At 68.9% G+C, this 18446-nt stretch carries 23 protein-coding genes and 2 pseudogenes; 14 read left to right on the top strand and 11 right to left on the bottom strand.

Going from position 1 to position 18446, the window contains the following annotated elements; genetic code table 11:
- Positions 1–5: 5 nt before the first annotated feature.
- The 3 genes from ACFT7S_RS01520 to ACFT7S_RS01510 form a co-directional block, all read right to left on the bottom strand.
- On the bottom strand, positions 6–824 hold the full coding sequence (locus tag ACFT7S_RS01520; protein ID WP_382725373.1) for an SDR family NAD(P)-dependent oxidoreductase: 819 nt from the start codon (positions 822–824) through the stop codon (positions 6–8).
- A gap of 80 nt (positions 825–904) precedes the next feature.
- Positions 905–1570 (bottom strand): SDR family NAD(P)-dependent oxidoreductase, encoded by a 666-nt coding sequence (locus ACFT7S_RS01515; protein WP_382725371.1) that lies wholly within the window; start codon positions 1568–1570, stop codon positions 905–907.
- Between the two features lie 72 nt (positions 1571–1642).
- Complete coding sequence (locus ACFT7S_RS01510) at positions 1643–2164, bottom strand: MarR family winged helix-turn-helix transcriptional regulator (RefSeq protein ID WP_382725369.1); 522 nt, start codon at positions 2162–2164, stop codon at positions 1643–1645.
- Between the two features lie 117 nt (positions 2165–2281).
- Here ACFT7S_RS01510 and ACFT7S_RS01505 point away from each other — a divergent pair, with 117 nt between their 5' ends.
- From ACFT7S_RS01505 to ACFT7S_RS01495, 3 genes and pseudogenes are all read left to right on the top strand, one after another.
- Positions 2282–2656, top strand: coding sequence for a DoxX family protein (locus ACFT7S_RS01505; RefSeq protein ID WP_382725366.1), 375 nt, complete (start codon positions 2282–2284; stop codon positions 2654–2656).
- Between the two features lie 77 nt (positions 2657–2733).
- The gene (locus ACFT7S_RS01500; protein WP_382725363.1) at positions 2734–3492 is read left to right on the top strand and encodes an intradiol ring-cleavage dioxygenase; all 759 of its coding nucleotides are present in this window, start codon (positions 2734–2736) and stop codon (positions 3490–3492) included.
- A gap of 170 nt (positions 3493–3662) precedes the next feature.
- Positions 3663–4173, top strand: a pseudogene (locus ACFT7S_RS01495) (transposase); the annotation flags it as partial.
- Positions 4174–4246: 73 nt separating this feature from the next.
- Here the strand turns inward: ACFT7S_RS01495 and ACFT7S_RS01490 are convergent.
- The 3 genes from ACFT7S_RS01490 to ACFT7S_RS01480 all read right to left on the bottom strand — a co-directional run bounded on the left by ACFT7S_RS01490 (position 4247) and on the right by ACFT7S_RS01480 (position 6313).
- Positions 4247–4840 (bottom strand): HAAS signaling domain-containing protein, encoded by a 594-nt coding sequence (locus ACFT7S_RS01490; RefSeq protein WP_382725361.1) that lies wholly within the window; start codon positions 4838–4840, stop codon positions 4247–4249.
- Positions 4837–5211: a PadR family transcriptional regulator gene (locus ACFT7S_RS01485; RefSeq protein ID WP_382725358.1), complete on the bottom strand. Its 375-nt coding sequence runs from the start codon at positions 5209–5211 to the stop codon at positions 4837–4839. Before ACFT7S_RS01485 ends, ACFT7S_RS01490 begins: the two co-directional genes overlap by 4 nt.
- 175 nt (positions 5212–5386) lie before the next feature.
- Complete coding sequence (locus ACFT7S_RS01480; RefSeq protein ID WP_382725356.1) at positions 5387–6313, bottom strand: MarR family transcriptional regulator; 927 nt, start codon at positions 6311–6313, stop codon at positions 5387–5389.
- A gap of 513 nt (positions 6314–6826) precedes the next feature.
- Here ACFT7S_RS01480 and ACFT7S_RS01475 point away from each other — a divergent pair.
- From ACFT7S_RS01475 to ACFT7S_RS01455, 5 genes are all read left to right on the top strand, one after another.
- A complete protein-coding gene (locus ACFT7S_RS01475; RefSeq protein ID WP_382725353.1) occupies positions 6827–7291 on the top strand; it encodes an ATP-binding protein in 465 nt (154 codons plus the stop codon).
- A gap of 87 nt (positions 7292–7378) precedes the next feature.
- On the top strand, positions 7379–7858 hold the full coding sequence (locus ACFT7S_RS01470) for a hypothetical protein (protein WP_382725351.1): 480 nt from the start codon (positions 7379–7381) through the stop codon (positions 7856–7858).
- Positions 7859–7889: 31 nt separating this feature from the next.
- Positions 7890–9095 carry a glycosyltransferase gene (locus ACFT7S_RS01465; protein ID WP_382725349.1) on the top strand — a complete coding sequence of 402 codons (1206 nt, stop codon included), beginning with the start codon at positions 7890–7892 and terminating at the stop codon, positions 9093–9095.
- A 44-nt stretch (positions 9096–9139) separates the two neighbouring features.
- Positions 9140–9727: a sugar O-acetyltransferase gene (locus ACFT7S_RS01460; protein WP_382725347.1), complete on the top strand. Its 588-nt coding sequence runs from the start codon at positions 9140–9142 to the stop codon at positions 9725–9727.
- 11 nt (positions 9728–9738) lie between these two features.
- Complete coding sequence (locus ACFT7S_RS01455) at positions 9739–10284, top strand: TetR/AcrR family transcriptional regulator (RefSeq protein ID WP_382725344.1); 546 nt, start codon at positions 9739–9741, stop codon at positions 10282–10284.
- A 126-nt stretch (positions 10285–10410) separates the two neighbouring features.
- Here ACFT7S_RS01455 and ACFT7S_RS01450 read toward each other — a convergent pair whose 3' ends face one another.
- The gene (locus ACFT7S_RS01450) at positions 10411–11226 is read right to left on the bottom strand and encodes a hypothetical protein (protein ID WP_382725341.1); all 816 of its coding nucleotides are present in this window, start codon (positions 11224–11226) and stop codon (positions 10411–10413) included.
- 740 nt (positions 11227–11966) lie between these two features.
- Between ACFT7S_RS01450 and ACFT7S_RS01445 the strand changes: the two genes are divergently transcribed.
- Positions 11967–12497 carry a GNAT family N-acetyltransferase gene (locus ACFT7S_RS01445; RefSeq protein ID WP_382725339.1) on the top strand — a complete coding sequence of 177 codons (531 nt, stop codon included), beginning with the start codon at positions 11967–11969 and terminating at the stop codon, positions 12495–12497.
- A 168-nt stretch (positions 12498–12665) separates the two neighbouring features.
- Here ACFT7S_RS01445 and ACFT7S_RS01440 read toward each other — a convergent pair whose 3' ends face one another.
- Complete coding sequence (locus ACFT7S_RS01440) at positions 12666–13052, bottom strand: hypothetical protein (RefSeq protein ID WP_382725337.1); 387 nt, start codon at positions 13050–13052, stop codon at positions 12666–12668.
- Positions 13053–13247: 195 nt separating this feature from the next.
- Between ACFT7S_RS01440 and ACFT7S_RS01435 the strand changes: the two genes are divergently transcribed.
- Both ACFT7S_RS01435 and ACFT7S_RS01430 read left to right on the top strand, forming a co-directional pair.
- Positions 13248–13874, top strand: coding sequence for an RNA polymerase sigma factor (locus ACFT7S_RS01435; protein ID WP_382725334.1), 627 nt, complete (start codon positions 13248–13250; stop codon positions 13872–13874).
- Positions 13871–15016, top strand: coding sequence for a CU044_5270 family protein (locus tag ACFT7S_RS01430; RefSeq protein WP_382725332.1), 1146 nt, complete (start codon positions 13871–13873; stop codon positions 15014–15016). The genes ACFT7S_RS01435 and ACFT7S_RS01430 overlap by 4 nt, the downstream gene beginning before the upstream one ends.
- Before the next feature lie 117 nt (positions 15017–15133).
- Here the strand turns inward: ACFT7S_RS01430 and ACFT7S_RS01425 are convergent.
- Positions 15134–15689 (bottom strand): annotated as a pseudogene (locus ACFT7S_RS01425) (DUF1080 domain-containing protein); the annotation flags it as partial.
- Here ACFT7S_RS01425 and ACFT7S_RS01420 point away from each other — a divergent pair.
- Entirely contained in the window at positions 15663–16142 is a 480-nt protein-coding gene (locus ACFT7S_RS01420) for a transposase (RefSeq protein WP_382725330.1), read from the top strand. The pseudogene ACFT7S_RS01425 and the gene ACFT7S_RS01420 overlap by 27 nt on opposite strands.
- 26 nt (positions 16143–16168) lie before the next feature.
- Entirely contained in the window at positions 16169–16405 is a 237-nt protein-coding gene (locus tag ACFT7S_RS01415; protein ID WP_382725918.1) for a hypothetical protein, read from the top strand.
- 225 nt (positions 16406–16630) lie between these two features.
- On the opposite strand, the gene ACFT7S_RS01410 is transcribed toward ACFT7S_RS01415, so the two are convergent.
- Positions 16631–16825, bottom strand: a complete 195-nt coding sequence (locus ACFT7S_RS01410) for a DUF6879 family protein (protein ID WP_382725328.1) — start codon at positions 16823–16825, stop codon at positions 16631–16633.
- A gap of 91 nt (positions 16826–16916) precedes the next feature.
- A complete protein-coding gene (locus tag ACFT7S_RS01405) occupies positions 16917–17417 on the bottom strand; it encodes a hypothetical protein (RefSeq protein WP_382725326.1) in 501 nt (166 codons plus the stop codon).
- 418 nt (positions 17418–17835) lie between these two features.
- Between ACFT7S_RS01405 and ACFT7S_RS01400 the strand changes: the two genes are divergently transcribed.
- Positions 17836–18411 (top strand): hypothetical protein, encoded by a 576-nt coding sequence (locus ACFT7S_RS01400; RefSeq protein ID WP_382725324.1) that lies wholly within the window; start codon positions 17836–17838, stop codon positions 18409–18411.
- The last annotated feature ends 35 nt before the right edge of the window (positions 18412–18446 follow it).

Here is an 18446-nt window from a genome sequence, read left to right as displayed (position 1 = left end):
GGTTGTCAGGCGTCGGCGAGCCTGCGTGAGGCGTCCATGAGGTGCTGGGTGGTCGTGGCGTCGAGGGCGATCGGTGTGCGCTGTTCGAAGCGGCCGGGTTTGCCCCAGTAGACGGGGTCCTGCCAGTCGTCGCGCCGAGTGGCTTCGACGACGCTGCGGGCGGAGGTCTCGACGGAGTCGAAGAGGACCGGCCCGAGGACCTTGGCGCCGGCGCGCATGTACCAGGGGGCGATGCGCAAGATGTCGGTCTTCACGGCGCCGGCGTTGATCACTCCGGCGGCGAGGCCAGGTTCGGTGCGGGTGAGGTGGGCGGCGTAGTGGTGGTTGGCCAGTTGGATCGGCTTACGGTCGTGCCCGAAATCGAAGGGGGCGAACTCGGGGAAGCGGGCGAAGTCGGCGTCGTCGGTCGGCGGGACCGCGGCGGTCATCATCAGTACGACCGGCCGCTCGGCGCGGCGCAGGGCGGGCAGCAGGAGCTGCGTGAGGTGGTAGCGGCTGAGGTAGTTGATTGTGAAGAACGGGTGGAGCCCGTCGGCCGTGCGGCTCTCCTGCGAGGTGAACACGCCGGTGGTGTGGACGAGGGCGTCGATGCGGTCGTGCTGGCCGAGGACGCGCTGGGCGGCGTCGCGGACGCCGTCGTGGGTGGACAGGTCGGCGGCGAGGAAGGTTGCCCGGTCGGCAGCCGCGCCGAACGAGGCGAGCGCGGCCTCACCCTTGCGCGGGTCACGGCCCAGCAGAACGAGCCGGTGGCCGTCGGCCAGGAGATCGCGGGCGGCCTGGAGGCCGATGCCGCTGTTGCCGCCGGCGATGAGGATGGTCTTCATGATGCTCCGGGGAAGAGGGCGGGCGGCCACCGTCCGGTCGTGGTGTGGACCGGTGGCCGCCCGTGGTCGGCGTGCTGGCGTCAGGCGCCGATGAAGTGCTCGGCCTGGGTGCGACTGGTGTGGAGGGTCCAGTAGTCCAGGGCGATCTCGTCGGGTGCGCGGAAGGGGACGCCTTCGGGGGCCTGGGTGCCGATCATGAGGTTGATGGCCACGTTGGCCGCGTAAATGCCTTCGTCGGCGAGGGTGTTGTGGAGGTTGATCGCCCAGTTCCGCTGACCGGCCTGGGCGATGTTGGCGTCGGCGAGCATCGGGTACGGGTTGACCGCGCCGCCGCCGGTGGTGAACAGCAGCGTGCCGGCCTTGGCCTGGAGCATTCCGGGCAGCACCGTCTGGACGGCGGCGACCGCGCCGTAGAGCAGGCTGTCGATCTGCGGCCGCAGGTTGTCCAGGGTCACGTCCTTGGGGGAGGTCATGGTCAGGCCCGCGTGCGGGGAGAACTCCAAGACATCGATCCGCCCGAACCGCGCGATCGCGGCCTCCAGCGCGCCGGCGAGCTGGGCGGAGTTGGCGACGTCGGCGGGGAAGCCCTCCGCGGTGATCCCAGCCTCGGCGAGTTCGGCGACCAGGGCGTCGAGCTTGTCCTTGGTGCGGGAGATCAGGGCGACGTCGAAGCCGTGGCCGCCGAAGACCTTGGCGATGGAGAGGCCGAGGCCGGGGCCGGCTCCGACGATGGCGATGGTGGGCATGCGAACACTCCTTGAGGGCGGTGCGGTTCCCGACCGGTCGGCCGGGTGAAAACGAGGGGGCGTGCGCCGGGGTCAGTCCTGGTCGGCCGGCGGGGTGACGCCGGGCCAGTCGGTGGGGCACGGCGCGTCGAGGGCGCCGAGGATGCGCTGGGAGGCTGCGCCGAGCTGACGCTGCTGCGCTTTGGTCAGCGGGTCGAAGACCAGGCGGCGCACCGCGTCGAGGTGGCTGGGGGCCGCGGCGGCGACCTTGTCCATGCCGTCGTCGGTGAGGGTGGCCAGGGTGGCGCGGCCGTCGGAGGGATCGGGGTGGCGGCGTACCCAGCCGCGCTTCTCCAGCCGGATGACCACATTGGACAGCCGGGAGAGTGTGCTTCCGGCGTACTGGGCGACCTCGCTCATCCGCAGGGTGCGCTCCGGCGCCATCGACAGCGCCGACATCACCACGTACTCGAAGTGGGCGATGCCCGCATCCCGCTGCATCCGCGTCTCCAGCGCGGCCGGCAGCTGGGTCAGCACGTAGGCGAAGGCGTTCCACTGCTGCTGTTCATCGGCGTCGAGCCAACGGGGCCCGGCCGATCCCTGTGCGTCTTCCATGCCTCCAATGTACTCCAAGCATGGAGCAAAATGTCAATCAATTTACTCTCGGCTTGAAGTAATTATCTGGTACGGTCAATTCAACCTTGAAGTTATTGGATGGAGTGACGAGAGCCGATGAATGCCTTCTTGTGGATCGTCGCGGGTGTGCTGGCGGCCGTGTTCCTGCTGGCCGGGGCGATGAAGCTCAGCCGCACTCCGCAGCAGCTGGCCGCTTCCGGACTGGGCTGGGCCGAGGATTTCGGTGCCGGGCTGGTCAAGCTCATCGGCGCGCTTGAAGTCCTTGCAGCTTTCGGGCTGATCCTCCCGCCGCTCGCGGGTGTCGCGGAGGTTCTGGCCCCGGTGGCCGCCACCGGACTCGCCGTACTGATGGCCGGCGCGGCCGTCACGCACGGCCGCCGTAGAGAGTTCCAGATGATCACCGTGAACGTCGTCCTGCTGGCGCTCGCCGCCGTGGTCGCCTGGGGCCGCTTCGGCCCGCATGCCTTCTGAGGCGTACCCCGACAGCCCTGTACAGCGCATCACCCTCCGCCGCGCACGCGGACCACGAACAGGGAATGGAACGCACCATGCCCGCAGAGAAAGAAGCCGGCATCATCACTGCCGACGCGCAGGTCACAACGCTCCAGGCCATCCTGGCCGCCCATGGTCACTCGCCGGAGGACGTCCTCGCCGGCGCCGATGCCGCCCGCGAGCGCACCACGAACGCGTCCCCGCAGACCACCGAAGGGCCGTACTACGTCCCCGGCGACGGCGAACCCCTCCAGCGCAAGGACATCGCGGACGGCCGCCCAGGCGTTCCGCTCCGGCTGCGCATCACCGTGCTCAGCGCCGACCAGGGCGCACCGGTCGACGGTGCCGTGGTCGACGTATGGCACTGCGACGCCCTCGGCTACTACTCCGGGTACCTGGCCCACGACCCCGACACCCTGCCGACCATGGACGAGACCGGCCACGTCCCGCCGTCCGACGTCTCACGCTTCCTGCGCGGCTGTCAGCCCACCGGCGCCGACGGCGCGGCCGAGTTCGACACCGTTTACCCGGGCTGGTACTTCACCCGCAGCATCCATATCCATGTCAAGGTCCTCGTCGACGGCCAGGAGGTGTACACCGGCCAGCTGTACCTGCCGGAGAAGTACAACGAGGCCATCGAGGCATTCCCGCCTTACAACCAGCACACCACGCTGGAACGGCTCCCCAACGAGGACGACCTGGTCTACCGGACCGTCGGCGGCGAGGACCTGCTCCTGGACGTCCACGCCGTCGTCCCCGGCCACATCCAAGGCGGACTCAACGCCTCCTTCACCATGACCGTCGCCCTACCCTGAGGCCCTGCCGTGCCGCCGCGCTTCCCATCCGCGCGGCGGCACCGCCCTTTGCACCGGACGCACAGAAGCTGGCCCATCTCGAGCACACAACCAGCGGGTGGCGAACAAGCCCCAGCCGCCGTCGGTCACCGCTCCTAACCTCCGTGGGCAGAACACCTAGGCTGAGGTGGTCCCGCATCCGCCGTGAGCTGGGCAAAGGACCCCGGGCGGGCGCCACGATCATCGACTCCCAGTCCGTGAAAGCAGCCTCCACCGTCACCCGGGAATCCCGCGGCTACGACGCGGGCAAGAAAATCAACGGCCGCATGCGGCACCTGGTCGTCGACACCCGCGGCCTCCCCCTGCTCGTCATGGTCACCCCCGCCGACCTCCACGACTCCGCTGCCGCAAAGGAAGTCCTCTTCCGGCTCGTCTCATGCACCCGGAGATCACCATCGTCCGGGCCGACCGCGCCTACGCGGGCAAGCTCGTGACCTGGGCCAAACGCCACCTCAACCTGACCATCAAAAACGGTCAGGCCCAAGGACACCACCGGCTTCGTCGTCATCCCCCAACGCTGGGTCGTCGAACGCTCCCTGGCCTGGATCATGAACGCCCGCCGCCACGCCCGCGACTACGAAACACTCCGAAACTCCCATCACCTGGGCCGCCATCACCTTCATGACCCGCCGCATCACCCGCTGACCGGCAACCCTCCGTCACCGCACCAGTCGTCCAACGGATCTTGACAAACCCGCAGACCGGAAACAACGTCTCAGGCGCGGCGGACCCGCCAGAGCCAAGCTGCTGTGCCGGCCAGCAGAGCGAGCATCGCCAGGTTGGCCAGGAGGGCCGGGGTGTCGCCCGACGCGGCGACGCTGGACGAAATCCAGATGCTGATGGCGACGGTCGGCAGGACGGCGGTGAGCAGAACGCCAGTGGTCTTCTGGACAGAGGTCCAGTGCACTGAGGTGCAGAGAAGTACCGCGCCGATGACGCGGAACAAGGTGCTGCAGAACTGTGCGGCGGGGACGTGGGGGAGGACCGCCGCGAAGAGGAACGGGAGGGTGAGCATCAGGAGCGGGACCAGGGGGTGTACCTTGCCACGCCGGGCGGGTGCACCGCCCCGGGCCGAGGCCCCGGCGGCCCCGTTCCCCGCCTCGGCCAGCGCCGTCGCCGCGATCACGCGGGGGTCCCCAAGCTCCGCCAAGACCTCGCCGATCGCGGCATGGGGGCGTTCGGCGCGCGTCACCTCGATGTGTTCGGCGAGGTCGGCGAGGAGTTCCTGGCGTCGGTCGGCGGGGAGCGCGGAGGCCTCGCGCTCGACGGCGGAGAGGTAGTCGCGTACGGGGTCGGCAGAGGTCTTCATTCGAGGTCTCCGGTAAAGGGGTGCGGGGTGGTCAGGAAGGCGTCGACGGCGTTGCGGAAGCCGGGCCAGACGCGGGTGAACTCGTCGAGCGCGGCCCGGCCGCTGTCGGTGAGCGCGTAGTAGCGACGAGGTGGGCCGGAGGTGGACTCCTGCCAGGTAGTGGTGACCAGGTCGTCGCGGCGGAGCCGGGAGAGCAGCGGGTAGACCGTGCCCTGGCTGGTGGCCAGGGCACCGGAGTCCTCCAGGGCATGGAGGAGTTCCACGCCGTAGCGGGGGCGGTCCCGCATCAGGGCGAGTACGCAGTACTCCAGGACACCCTTGCGCAGCTGGGCGGCAGCCCGGGCCTGCTTGGTCGAATCACCTGGTTCCATGCGATGCAAGATACCTGGTGGCGCAAGTGGATGGGAAGGGGAGGGTGGATCCCTTCACCCGTAAGTCTGGTGGTGCTGGTGCTTACGACCTTCCGGGCCGTCACCAGGCCGTGATCATGCGGGTGACTCGACATACCCGCAGATCGGAAACAACTTCTGACCTGGTACGTGTGGGTCACGAAGTCCGCGTGAGCACGCGGAGCTGGTCGACGAGGGCGTGGACGTCACGCGCGACAGTGCTGTCGGTGACGCATTCCGCAGCCGTCGCGAGAGTGGGGCGACAGGCGCGGCAGAGGCCATCCGGGAGTGCTTCCGGGTGGCCGGGGGCCCCGCACTTGGTGCACTCGACCATCGTGCGGCGTACGGGAGTTGCGGTGGCGGCGGGCAGGCGGGGCGGCATCTTGTCGCGGAGGCGGCGGCGTACGAAACCGCGCGGCACGTCGACCGCTGTCGGGAGTCCGGCGGTCAGAGCATGCGTCAGGTACTCCGCGCTCGCACCTCGCGCCAGCCACTCCGCAGCAAGACCCTCCAAGGCCTCGCAGTCATCGGCGGAGAGAGCCAGGCGGGCGTCCCGGCAGCCGAGTTGGGCGAGGGCGAGGTAGGCGGGCGAGGGCGAGTGGTCGTGTTGCGGGGCAGGGGGTTCGACGACATCGGCGGGTGCGGGTGCCGGGGCGCACTCGCGCACCACCGCGCCCTTGCTGTCCTCGGCGGCGATGAAGGCGGCCCACCACTCGTTGTCGCGAGCCGTGCGGGACCAGAAGGTGCGGAAGACCCAACGGACCTGGGCGCCCACGCCGGCCGGACGTCGTACGCGGCGCAGGTGGCCCGCCACCGACAGAGCGGTGAGTGCGGTGCCGACGGCCTGCTGGCCGTAGCGGGGGAGTTGCCGGGCGAGGGTCTTGACCGTCATCGCGGCGCCTTCCGGTAGCCGGTCGACAAAGGAGGCGATGTACCGCTCGCGCTCGGGCAGCAGGGCGAAGTCCTCGGCCTGGCGCGGGGCCTGGTCGGGGGTGGATCGCTTGCCGTAGCCGCTCTTGGCCATCGGGTACGACGACGAGGGTGCGGGCGCGGGCAGGGCAGAGCTAAAGTTCTCGGTAGCCACGGGATCGCTCTATTCGATCTTGAGGTGAGACCCCGGCCTGGTGCGCTAACACCGAGTCGGGGTCGTTTTGTTGTGTCTCGGCACCGTAAGCATCCGCGCGGGCGCGCCGCAAGCTGGTCCTGATTAGTCGTACTTGCTCGCCGTGACGGGTGGGGGAGGTGGGGTTGGTTTTCCTTAACCAGCTTTATTTACCCGGTGGTTGGGAAGAAGCTCGAATCTCGCGTCTCGTATCCCGATGCCCGAATCCCGGGGCTTGAGCTTCGGGACGCGCACCCTCGTACGTACCCTCCAAAGAGTGAGGAACCCGGTCCGGATCTCGAATCCCGAGTCTCGGGCATCGGGATGCGAGCCCCGAGAGTCGGAGCTGCCGGAGCATCGCCGGAATCCAACAGTCCGCTCCTGCCCGGGGTCACGGTCCGTACCCCGCCGGCCCGGCGGACGTACCCGTACGCACACTCCGCGTACGGCCGCCCGATCTGGAGGTATCGGGGGCGCGGCCGCCACGCTCGTCGCATGGAAGCTCCCCCTGCAACCCAACGCCCGCTCACCGTGCGTGAGTTCACCCAGCGCTTCAGCGCCACCCCGCGAGGCGCCCGTCTTGCCCGACGGTTCGCCCGGTTCGAACTGGACCGCTGGGGCATCCCGTACGGCGGCGATGTCTCCGACACAGCCGCGCTGCTCGTCGCGGAACTGGCGGCCAACGCCGCCACCCACGGCCGCGTACCGGGCCGGGACTTCGAACTGGTGCTGACGCTCACTCCACGCGGCCCGGCTCTCAGCACGCTCAGTATCGAACTCTCCGACACCCGCACCGAAGCCCGCCCGCCTTCCCCCGCCGACATCACCCCACCCCCACCCGACGCGGAATCGGGCCGGGGCATGGTCCTGGTCGACGCCCTGGCTGACCGCTGGGAGGTACGCGACCGCCGCCGGGCGCCGGGCAAGACGGTCCGCGCGGAACTGGACCTGCTGTACTGATCGCCTGTGTCCGGAAGAGAGGGCGGTGGGCCTGTGGGAGTGATCGAGCGGCTGTGGGCGGCACAAGAGATGCCGTACACCGATGGCTTGTACAGGCAGGACGACACCGCCCTGGAGGTGCATGTGCCCGGCCCCGGTGCCTACCACCCGGACGCCGGGCAGCCCATTCCCTTCCGCCTGGGGGAGCCCCTCGACGTGGCCCGCGCCCTTGAGGAGGACGGCACCACCGACGTGGACACCTACTTCGAGAGTCCGCTGCCGGACGGATCGGGATGGATGTCCGGCGGCGGCAGCGGGATGGGCAACATCGGCTACCTCGCGTGTCTCGACGCGGACCGCTCGCTGCGGTGGGTCGCTGTCATGTTCAGCTCCAACCCGTTCACGGGGGTGCGCTACGAGGGTGCGACCGCCGTCTTCACGAACGACTGGCGAAACCTGCTGACCCTGACCCTCGATATGGAAGGGGAGACATGGAAGGGGAGTTGCCACCTCTTTCCACTCTCAACGTATAGCGCACCGGGGGGCTTGCGGCAAGGCCCCGGTCGTACCGCAGAATCGTCGGCCTGAGCCGCTGAACCTGGGGAATCGGGAGTCCGGAATGCGTGTGTTGTTGTCGACGTACGGGTCACGTGGGGACGTCGAGCCGCTGGTGGCGCTGGCGGTGCAGGTGCGGGCCCTCGGCGCGGAGGTACGGGTCTGCGCGCCGCCGGACAAGGAGTTCGCCGAGCTCCTGGCCGGTGTCGGCGTGGAGCTGGTGCCCATCGGTGCACCGATGGGCACGATGGTGCGGCCGGCGTCGTCGGCGGAGGCGGCCCGGCGCGTGGCCGAGCTGGCCGGGCAGTTCGAACCCGTCGCGGCGGCGGCCGAGGGATGTGACGTCCTCCTGGCGACGGGGCTCGCGCATTTCGGCTCGCGGTCGGCGGCCGAGAAACTGGGCATCCCGTACGTGTACGCGACCTTCTGCTCGTACTTGCTGCCCTCGCCGCACCGCGCGCCGCCGCCCGCACCGCTGCTGCCGGGCCGACCGGTCCCGCCGGAAGTGACCGACAACCGCGTGCTGTGGGACCTGAACGCCCAGCTCTTCAACACGCTGCACGGCGAGTCGCTCAACGCGCACCGGGAGTCGGTCGGTCTGCCGCCGGTGGGCGACGTCCGCAGCTTCATCTTCACCGACCACCCGTGGCTGGCGGCGGACCCGGTCCTGGACCCGTGGCAGGAGACCGCTGACCTCGACGTCGTACACACCGGTGCGTGGATCGCGCCGGACGAACGCCCGCTCCCGGACGAGCTGTTGGCGTTCCTGGACGCGGGTGCACCGCCGGTCTACGTCGGCTTCGGCAGCATGCGCGGCGTCTCGGAGGACATCGCCGCGGTGGCGATCGAGGCGATCCGCGCGCAGGGCCAGCGCGTACTCGTCGGGCGTGGTTGGGCGGGCCTGGGCCTGATCGACGACAAGGGCGACTGCTTCGCCGTGGGCGAGGTCAACCAGCAGGCACTGTTCGCCAGGGTGGCCGCCGTGGTGCACCACGGCGGCGCGGGCACCACGACGACGGCAGCCCGGGCCGGTGCGCCCCAGGTGGTCGTACCTCAGGCGGGGGATCAGTCGTACTGGGCGGGGCGGGTGGCCGACCTGGGCATCGGCGTGGCCCACGACGGCCCGACTCCGACCACCGAGTCCCTGTCGTCCGCAGTCAGGGCGGCCCTGACCCCCGAAGCCCGCGAGCGAGCGAGGTCGGTGGCCGGCACGATCCGCACGGACGGGGCGACGGAGGCCGCGAAGCGTCTGCTGGACGCGGCCGGCTGAGTGAGAGTGTACGACCGTACGCTCCAGAGTGTACGATCGTACGCATGACGACGGAGACGGACTACTTCGCTGACGACCCGCGCACCAATCTGGAGCGGATGCTCGCGGGCGATCTCTATATCGCCGACGATCCGGAGATCGCCCGCCTTCAGCAACGCGCCATGCGGCTCGCGGCGCGCTACCAGACCGCGTACGTCGAGGACACCGCGACCGCCAGGCCGCTCCTGACCGAACTGCTCGCCTCAGTGGGGGAGGGCGTCGACGTACGCCCGCCGCTCTACATCGACTACGGCAGCAACATCACCATCGGGGCCCGTACGTTCGTCAACTACAACCTGACGGCGCTGGACGTCGCGCAGATCACGATCGGTGAGGACTGCCAGATCGGCCCGAACGTCCAACTCCTCACGCCCACCCACCCCGTGGAGCCCGAGCCCCGGCGCGACAAGCTCGAAGCCGCGCTTCCCATCACCATCGGCGACAACGTCTGGCTCGGCGGGGGAGCGATCGTGTGCCCCGGCGTGACGATCGGCGACAACTCCGTCATCGGCGCCGGTGCGGTGGTCACCAAGGACGTGCCCGCCAACGTCGTCGCGGTGGGTAACCCCGCGCGGCCCGTCCGCAGCATCTGAGGCGCACCCTCATGGCCACCGGACAGACCGATCCGCAGCGACGCGAGCGGATTCTCGCCGCCACGCTCGATCTGATCGCCGACGACGGCGTAGCAGGCGTCTCCCACCGCAAGATCGCGACCCGCGCCGGGGTGCCGCTCGGGTCGATGACGTACCACTTCTCCGGCATCGACGAGCTGCTGCGTGAGGCGTTCACCGGATTCGCCCGTCATATCGAGGACGTCTTCGAGCTGCACCTCAGCCGCGCCGACAGCACCGAACAGGCCCGCGAAGCGGTCACCGACCTCATCCACACACTCTCCGAGGGGCCGCGCCGCGATCTGGTCCTCGCGCAGGAGCTCTACACGCTCGCCGCCCGGCACGTGGAGTACCGGTCGTTGACGCAGGAGTGGATGCGGCGCAGCCGCCACCTGCTGGAGCAGCACTTCGACGCGGACACGGCCCGCCAACTGGACGCGCTGATCGAGGGTATGACATTGCACCGTGCACTGGACGACTCACCCCACGACCGCGCCCTGACCCGCCTGGCCGTGGCCCGCCTCACCGCCGCTGCATAGCGGAGCACACGCCGCCGCGTAGACGGCACACACAGACAGCCCGTGAGGCGCGGCCCTGACACCGCGCTTCACGGGCGTTCGGCTGAGCCGGCTGAGTTGGCTGGGAACTCCGGGACGTAAGTGACGTCAGGCGTGGCAGTGGAGCCGGACAAGGATGGTGTCGCCGGGAAGACCCGCGAGGTACGCCTGGCTGCCTGGCCATATGGAGGGCTTCGGCGGGTCGTGAGGGCAAAGGTCGGGCTCGCAGGAGGCATGGACGGCGTGGCTGCCGCCCTCCAACCACCAGCCGTCCAGGGTGAGTACGTCCGTATCCGGCGGGTTTGGCGAAGTGAGAGCACTGATGTACTCGGCACGGGTTCCGGCGTAGCTGATGACGGGGTGCTCCTGGGGATCGTGAGGGCCCAGGAAGCCCAGATATCCCCGGCCGAGGCTGAAGGGGTGGTCGAGGTACGCCCCGATCAGCGGCTGAGCCCGGTATGCGGAGAGCATCTTGTCTCCCCACCGGTCACCGGGGAACGCGTCCGGATCGTTCCTCCAGCGGTCCACGAAGTCCGCGAGGGGAAGGGTCGGAGGGTGTACGGCGGACAGGCTGTGCCACAGGTCCCAGGACGCGGCGACCGCACGCTCGGAAGCAAGGTGCGGCTGGGAGAAGTCGAGCAGGGCACGCGGTCCTCCGGCGCAGACGCCCGGGGCGCTGGGGCTGGGCGCGCCGTCGTATCCGGGGTCGTCGTGGATGAGTCTCGGATCGTCCGCGTGCCCGGGAACGACTGCAAACCCCATGCCGTTGCTGCCACCGTGGATACGGCGGTGGTCCCACATGCCACGGTCGACGGGGTTGTCACCCGTGTCCGAGTAGAAGGGCGCGAGGGCCTTTGTCAGCGCCCCTTCGATATTGTCTGCGGCCGTGGCCGGCAGACAGACCGTCACCCATACGCCAGCCATGCACCCCGCCCCTACCGTCTTAGCGTGTCAGCGAACAGCATGCTCGCACGCGTGCGGATACGCGCCGCAGGCCAGGTCGGCTGGAGTTCTGCGCTGCAGGACCAGGAACGCACCGAGGGCTGCCCCACGCCTGGGGGCAGGCGCGCTGCTCAGCGAGGGCAGGGCCGGTCCGCGCTCCTGGCTGTGGCAGCCGTGGTGATGATGGCGTCGAGCCGGTCCCGGGTTTTCACCAGGGTGCTGACCTTCGCATCGATGCGGCTCCGCTCGGCCGACGGCCGCTTTCCCGGGCCTGAGAGGGCCCCTGCCCGCTCTCCGGGTGGGGGCAGGTTCGCCGATCGCGCGGCAGGGCCAGAACCCGACGCCCGCATCTGACGGACACGTTCATGCTGCCGACGGACCCGTTGTCCGGTCCTGCCGATAATGCCGGGCATGCCTGAACGGCGGACTCACGACCTGGGACCGGTCCCGGACCAAGACGGCCGAGGCATCCTCGACTCCCTCGCCCACTTCTGCCGACGGATTTCAGGCGCAGGACACCAGTAGCCACTGGGCAGAGCGGTCCCGATCCGGGCCTCGACCGCCGCCCAGTCGACCGTACGCGCACCCGTTGTGTCCCATCCCGTGACGGCGACGACCCCGTTCACCCAGTCGGTGTGGAATCGATGTCGTGCCGGCCCATCGGCCCGCTGCCGGAGCCCTGCTTCGTCCGTGATCCGCCCGAAAGTGCCTAGGCTTCCGCCGTGAACGACACCACACATGGCACACGCATCAGACCAGGCAGCCTGGCCGACGTACCGGCCATTCTGGACATGCTCGACTCCGCGGTGGTCTGGATGAACGAGCGCGGCAACACCGAGCAGTGGGGCACGACACTGTATTCGCAGAAGCCCGGCGGGGTGGCGCGGGTCGAGCGGTACACGACCGAGAATGCCCCGTACATCGCGGAGTTGGACGGAGTGCCGGTCGGAGCCCTGGTGTTGGACTCCGGGCCCAGCCCACAGATGCCCATCGCGCCGGCCGAGGAACCCGAGCGGTACGTCCGGCTGCTGGTTTCAGACCGACGGCACGCCGGTCTGGGCATCGGGGCGGCCTTGCTGGCCCATGCCGCCGAGGAGACCCGGCGGGCCGGCGTGGAGCTGCTGCGGGTCGATTGCTGGGCGGGAGGCGGAGGCGAACTCGTCGCGTTCTACGAGCGCAACGGTTTTACCCCCACCGGCCGTTTCCTGTCCGAGGCCTGGCCGGGACAGGTGCTGGCCCGGCGGGTCGGCTAAGGAGTCATCTCACTTGGCGAGGTGCTTGCGGAGAATTGGCGCTGTGCCGAGCACCAGCAAGGTGAAGGCCGTCAGCCGCTGAATCCCTGCCCGGACGCTGCCCTGTGGGGCGTGCCACGACACAGCGGGCAGTGCTGACGCGGGACCCGCAGGTGGGGCGGCTCCGGGTCAAATGCCCTTGCTCTCACGGGGATTGACGTCGAAGTTGCACGCACGGGCCGCGGCGGGAGCCGGCAATCCGAGCACTACGACACCGAGCACGCCCGCCAGTGCGGCAACTCCGCCGTGGAAGAGGAGCAGAGGTCCGGCGACGAGCCCGGCTATGAGCGTCAGTAGCGCGAACATGCCGACCCAGTCCTCGTCGTCCTGGGTCCATGTCTGGATGTATACCCCGGCGAGTATCAGCACCACGAGCCAGAACTCGGCGCCGAACAGCCACCCCAACTCCCCGGTACTCGCCCGCACGCACCATGCGTCGGTGTACGAAACGATCACGGCCCGGGGTGCGATGGCCGCCCCCTTCCTGGCTGCGGCGATCAGAGATGCCTTGGTCAACCGACTTCCTCCCCCGGAGTGGCACTCGTGGTCGCGGCCTAGGGTTCTCCTACCACCAACTGGCGTCGGAGGAGCGGGGTCAGCCGCCGATCCGGATGGCGAACCGCAGCTGCTGCCTAGCCGACCGACTGGGGTGTGACGTGGATCACAGGAACCGGTCGGCGTGGGCGGACAAGTCAGAAGGTGAACTACTCGATGCATGCGCGCATCCGCGCGGGGGACCCGGAGGCCTTCCGGGAGTTGTTCCGCGACCATGCCCAGTTGATCTACCGGCACGCCGTCCGGACCACCGGGGACTGGGCCGCGGCCGAGGACATAGTCTCGCTGACCTTCCTGGAGGCCTGGCGGCTGCGCGAGAAACTGCGGGACGAGGGCGACAGCCCGCGGCCCTGGCTGATGGGTATCGCGATCAACGTGTTGCGCAATACCGGCCGCGCGGCGCGGAGGCACGAGAGAGCCCTCACCAGACTGCCGTTGCGGGACGTGCTTCCCGATTTCGCGGACGAACTGGTCGGGAGGATCACCGACTCCGAGGAACTGGCCGCGGCGAAGTGCGCGATGGGGCAGTTGCGCAGGGGTGAGCGCGAGGTGTTCGCGCTGTGCGTATGGTCCGGGCTCGGTTACGCGGAGGCTGCCGAAGCGCTCGGGGTGCCAGTCGGTACGGTGCGCTCCCGCCTGTCGCGGGCCAGGAGCCGCCTGCGCAAGCTGACGGACGGAGAACTGCGCCGTCGGCGCAGAAAGATGGAACGGGTCGGGGCGGGCGGACAAGTACAGAGTGACCGCATCGATGCGGTCCGGTCGCAAGAGGAGAGGCACCGATGAATCGCACCCCCTGGCGGCGGCGCCGAGAGCCGCTCGACCTTGCGGAGTTGGCGGAGCTGGCGGGGTTGCTGCCGGCGCCGGGCGATCCGGTGCTGCCCCACGGCCGCATGACGACGCTCGAGGAGCACCTGATGAACGAGATCCAGCAGGCGCAGGCCAGGAAAGCCGCGGAGACGGAGCCGCAGTCGGCGGGCCGGATTCCCTCTCGGTCTTCCGGTCGGCCGTTCCGTGGTGGCCGTCGGCTCGCGCTGATCGGGGCGGCCGTCGCTGTGGCAGTGCTGGCCGGTGTGGCCGGGGCCGCCCAGTTCACCGGTCAGGACACGGTCGAAGCCGCCGGCTCGCCGGAGGGATCAGTGCCCGCATCGGTCGTCCAGGCGGGGCAGGGCACGACACAAGGGCTGAGCAACACGGTCGCGCTGATCTCCGGAGCGGCGGCGCGCGAGAAGTTGCCCGAGCCGAAGCCGGGCCAGTTCATCTACATAAAGAGCCAGGTCTCGTGGCTGACGGAGTCGGAGGACGCCAACGGGAAGAGCGAGACCTATGTGCAGAAGCTGCATCCCCGCCAGGCGTGGATGTCACCGGACGGACGCAAGGGCTGGCTCATCGAGCCGGGTAACGGCACGACGTCCCGGGAAGGGCTGACCCTGGACGTCAAGGGTGAGGCGCTGAAGGAGGGACCGAGGCTCGGCGCCCCCAGTTACGACTACCTCAAGAAGCTCACCACCGACCCCGACGAGCTGCTGAAGAAGATCTACAAGGAGACGAAGGGGCAGGGCAACGGGCCGGACCAGCAGGCTTTCACCACGATCGGTGACCTGGTGAGGGAGCAGGTGATGCCGGCGCAGCTGACGTCCGCGCTGTACCGGGCGGCGGCGAAGATCCCCGGCGTGATGGTGGTGGAGAAGACGACCGACGCGGTGGGCCGTCAGGGGATCGCCATAGCCCGGACCGATGAGTATTCCGGCGACCGCACCGAGTGGATTTTCGACTCCAAGACCTTCAGCTACCTGGGGGAGCGCACGGTGCAGATGCGCGACCGGAGCGGCATCAAGGCCGGCACGGTGACGGGGCACACGGCGATAACGGAGCGGGCAGTCGTCGATGGGATGAAGGAGCTCCCGGGGTCCAGGAACAAGATCTGACGGGCGGGGCGCAGCCGCCTCCGGAGCGGCCGGGGTAGAGACCCCGGCCGCCCAGGTTCCGACTCCTGAGCCCGCGCGTCGGCAGCTCGCGCGTCGACTGCCCATTCGCCAACGTGCCTAGAACAGCGCCTCGATCCAGATGTTGCGGTAGCGGACTTTGCTTCCGTGGTCCTGGAGGCGGATGGCTCCGGCCGTCGGTCCTTCGGGCGCCCCGGCGCCCGTCGGTCCGTCGACGGCCACGTTGTCGTGGATGGTCTTGCCGTTCCACACCACTGTGACGCGGGCGTCGGCGGTCTTCTTGCCGGTGGTATCGAAGCGGGCCGCGTGGAAGGTGATGTCGTAGGACTGCCAAGTCTCCGGTGCGGTCGCGGCGTTGATGTCCGGGGCCTTCTTGGTGTAGATCGCCCCGGCCTCGTTGTCCGCGAGTGTCGTGTCACTGTACGAGTCGAGGATCGGGACCTCGTAGCGGTCCTGGAGGTAGACGCCGCTGTTCGCGCGGTTCTGACCGGTCACGTCCGGTGGGAGGTTCGGCAGCCAGAATTCGACGTGGAGAGAAGTCCTTGAACGCCTCCTTGGTACGGATGTCGCCGCAGCAGACTTCCATCGAGTCGCCGACCAGCGGCCATTGGACCTCCCGGCCGTCGGTGTGCTGCCAGGCCGCCTGACTCGTTCCAACGCGTCGGCCCGGCCGCCACACCACCGGTCTCGTGCTGGCCCAGCAGCTCGACGTGCAGGAAAGACGAATGAAATCACCTGCTTTCAGCCGCTGCTGGACAACGTCACCGACCTGGCAGGCGTGGTCGTCACCAGCGACGCGATGCGCACCCAGCGCGAACATGCCGGCTACCTCCTGAGCCGCGGCGCCCACTACATCGTGATCGTCAAGGGCAACCAGAAGAAGCTCCGCAGGCAACTCAAGTCGTCGCTCCCCTGGAAGGACATCCCGCTCCAGGGGCGGACCAAGAGCACCGGCCACGGCCGTGCGGAGATCCGTCGCATCAAGGCCGGCACCGTGAACAACCTGCTCTTCCCCGGAGCCCGGCAGGCGGTCCAGATCAAGCGCCGCCGCAGCGACGGCAAGACCGGGAAGACCACGGCCAAGACGGTCTACGCGTCACCAGCCTGACCGCCGGGCAGGCGGCTCCCGCCCAGTTGGCGACACTCGTCCGCGACCACTGGAAAGTCGAGGCCCTGCACCACGTCAGGGACACCACGTTCGCCGAGGACGCCTCCCAACTGCGAACCGGCAACGCACCCCGCGCCATGGCCACCTGGCGCAACCTCGCCATCGGAGCCCTGCGACTGCAAGGCGCCAGGAACATCGCAGCCGGCCTCCGCCACAACGCCCGCGACCCGCGCCGACCCCTCGGTCTCCTCGGACTCACATGATCACGACACGGAAGCCACGCGACTACGCCGAAACCCTGGACAGGGCGACGTCGTGGTGGTCCTCCGCCCAGTCGATGCCGCAGAAGATCTTCAAGTAGGCCCTCGAACGCAGATGGTGCATGGAGCCAGTGCAGGTTCGTGCGTCCGTTCTCGATGCGGCAGCACTTGCTTTCGTGCCAGCCCACCCGAGAGGTGGTCACGTTCGTCAGTTTCGGGTGCGTGCTATCAGACTGGCTGGTACTTCTCATGCTGAGTCGCACGTTCCTGCGCGGCAGCGAACGCGGACGCACACAGCTCCACCATGGCGGGGTCGGTAACCACCTCTTCACTGGTCATCGTCCCGTCCCCGGCTAAGTGGTTGAACAGGACCGACAGCCAGAAGTTGTTGCCTGGCAACGCCAACCGGGAGGTTGCCGACACCACCTTCCCGCAGTCCGGGGCAGGTGGACAGACCGGTCATATTTGTCCAGAGTCGGCCGGCCTGAACGTGCTCAGCGCAGAATTCCATGGGCTACGCGACCGAGTGTGTCACCGTACCGGTGTATGTGCCTGCCACAGCGGTGGAGGGGACTGCAATCACCAGGTGCGGATTCCAGGTCGCGGAGTTGGCAAAAAGGTCACCCGACCGCGAGAACGCCGTTCGGGGGCTGTCCAAAGTCTGCGCGTCTCCGGCCGCCAGTTGCCCCGGGGTGAAGGTACCTTGGCCGGACGTCTCCGTGGAGTCCCCCGACCAGTAGGACACCCGGCTGGTGGTGATGGTCCGATGGGCGTCTCCGGGTGGGGTGGTGAAGTTCGTCGCGGAGACCGTGGCTGTCCAGTCGGACTGCTGATTGCCATTGACCGTTACCGGTCCGAGGAACGTACTGATCGATCCACCCGGTGTCCCGCTGCCGAGGTCGGCCGACGACGGCGCGCTGAGCGACACGAGAGCGGCGAGCTGAACACTCACCGGAATGGTCAGTACGGCGTCCGCCTGCGCCGGGCGTGCCGCGAGGAGCGTCAGCAGACTCATGCACAGCGGCCACGTTCCGTACCGCGCCATCCACCATGCCCGTGACCTGTTCACCGCGTGCACCGTCCGTGACGATGTTCACTCGGTGGAAGGGGCATCGCTGCTTCTCCTCGTGGCGGCAAAGACGCGGCCTCGGCCGTGGGACCCCGGTTCCGCTCGGTCTGGACTCCGGGCTAGTGAAGGCGGCTCCCCACGGACCGATAGCCAGGCTCGCCGATCCAGCGCGGGCGTTCACCGTGACGGATGAATCGGCTGGGCACCTTCAGCCGTGAGCCGGCGGATGCCGTACGGGTGAAACGTCATATAACCGGGATTGCTCCTCGATCAAGGGTGGGAGGAACCTGTTGATCAGTGGGGTTCAGCCGTCGATCAGTTCTGGGAGTAGCAAATGGATTCGCGGTTCAAGCAATTCAAGCAATTGGGAGGGGTAACCTCCCGTGTCGGGCTCTCGGTGGCCGTCGTGGCGGCCCTCGGTGTGGTGACCGCCGCTCCGGCGTCCGCAGAGGACACCGGCACGACATTCACCGTGACCGGGGACGGCTTGGCGATCACTGTGTTCCCGGCCTCTGCGCCCCTGGGCAGTGGGGCTCCGGGCACCAACATCGCTCCCGCGGCCGGTATCGGTACGTTCACGGTGACAGACGCCCGGTCCGTGGAGCCCGCCGCATGGACCGCGTCGGTGACGTCCACCGCCTTCACCACCCCGGGTGGTGGGGCCTCTCGCACCATCGCGAACAGCAGCGTGGACTACTGGTCGGGTACTTGCACCGGCACCGGCGGCGACGGAGGCGGTGCCACGCCGGTGTGGACGGGCGGGCAGGCCAACGTGGGGGCAGCACAGAATCTCGGCGCGAGCCGAACCGCCTGCAGCCTCACCGCCGGCGCCGGCGCTAACACCGGATCGTGGGATCCCCACCTCATCGTGCATGTCCCCGCCAACGTTGTGGCCGGCGACTACTCGGGGACGGTGACCCACTCTGTCGCCGCTGTCTAGGCGAGCCGCCCCGCTGCTTCTGCTGCTTCTGCTGA

This window comes from Streptomyces sp. NPDC057136, from assembly GCF_042670885.1.
Classification (GTDB): Bacteria; Actinomycetota; Actinomycetes; order Streptomycetales; family Streptomycetaceae; genus Streptomyces.
Note: the sequence above shows the minus strand (reverse complement) of the source record. Positions and strands in the feature narration are given on the sequence as shown.

Coding starts and splice junctions, on each gene's coding strand:
- ACFT7S_RS01520 (WP_382725373.1), bottom strand. CDS start 824: ATGAAGACCATCCTCATCGCCGGCGGCAACAGCGGCATCGGCCTCCAG.
- ACFT7S_RS01515 (WP_382725371.1), bottom strand. CDS start 1,570: ATGCCCACCATCGCCATCGTCGGAGCCGGCCCCGGCCTCGGCCTCTCC.
- ACFT7S_RS01510 (WP_382725369.1), bottom strand. CDS start 2,164: ATGGAAGACGCACAGGGATCGGCCGGGCCCCGTTGGCTCGACGCCGAT.
- ACFT7S_RS01505 (WP_382725366.1), top strand. CDS start 2,282: ATGAATGCCTTCTTGTGGATCGTCGCGGGTGTGCTGGCGGCCGTGTTC.
- ACFT7S_RS01500 (WP_382725363.1), top strand. CDS start 2,734: ATGCCCGCAGAGAAAGAAGCCGGCATCATCACTGCCGACGCGCAGGTC.
- ACFT7S_RS01490 (WP_382725361.1), bottom strand. CDS start 4,840: ATGAAGACCTCTGCCGACCCCGTACGCGACTACCTCTCCGCCGTCGAG.
- ACFT7S_RS01485 (WP_382725358.1), bottom strand. CDS start 5,211: ATGGAACCAGGTGATTCGACCAAGCAGGCCCGGGCTGCCGCCCAGCTG.
- ACFT7S_RS01475 (WP_382725353.1), top strand. CDS start 6,827: ATGGAAGCTCCCCCTGCAACCCAACGCCCGCTCACCGTGCGTGAGTTC.
- ACFT7S_RS01465 (WP_382725349.1), top strand. CDS start 7,890: ATGCGTGTGTTGTTGTCGACGTACGGGTCACGTGGGGACGTCGAGCCG.
- ACFT7S_RS01460 (WP_382725347.1), top strand. CDS start 9,140: ATGACGACGGAGACGGACTACTTCGCTGACGACCCGCGCACCAATCTG.
- ACFT7S_RS01455 (WP_382725344.1), top strand. CDS start 9,739: ATGGCCACCGGACAGACCGATCCGCAGCGACGCGAGCGGATTCTCGCC.
- ACFT7S_RS01450 (WP_382725341.1), bottom strand. CDS start 11,226: ATGGCTGGCGTATGGGTGACGGTCTGTCTGCCGGCCACGGCCGCAGAC.
- ACFT7S_RS01435 (WP_382725334.1), top strand. CDS start 13,248: ATGCATGCGCGCATCCGCGCGGGGGACCCGGAGGCCTTCCGGGAGTTG.
- ACFT7S_RS01430 (WP_382725332.1), top strand. CDS start 13,871: ATGAATCGCACCCCCTGGCGGCGGCGCCGAGAGCCGCTCGACCTTGCG.
- ACFT7S_RS01405 (WP_382725326.1), bottom strand. CDS start 17,417: ATGAGTCTGCTGACGCTCCTCGCGGCACGCCCGGCGCAGGCGGACGCC.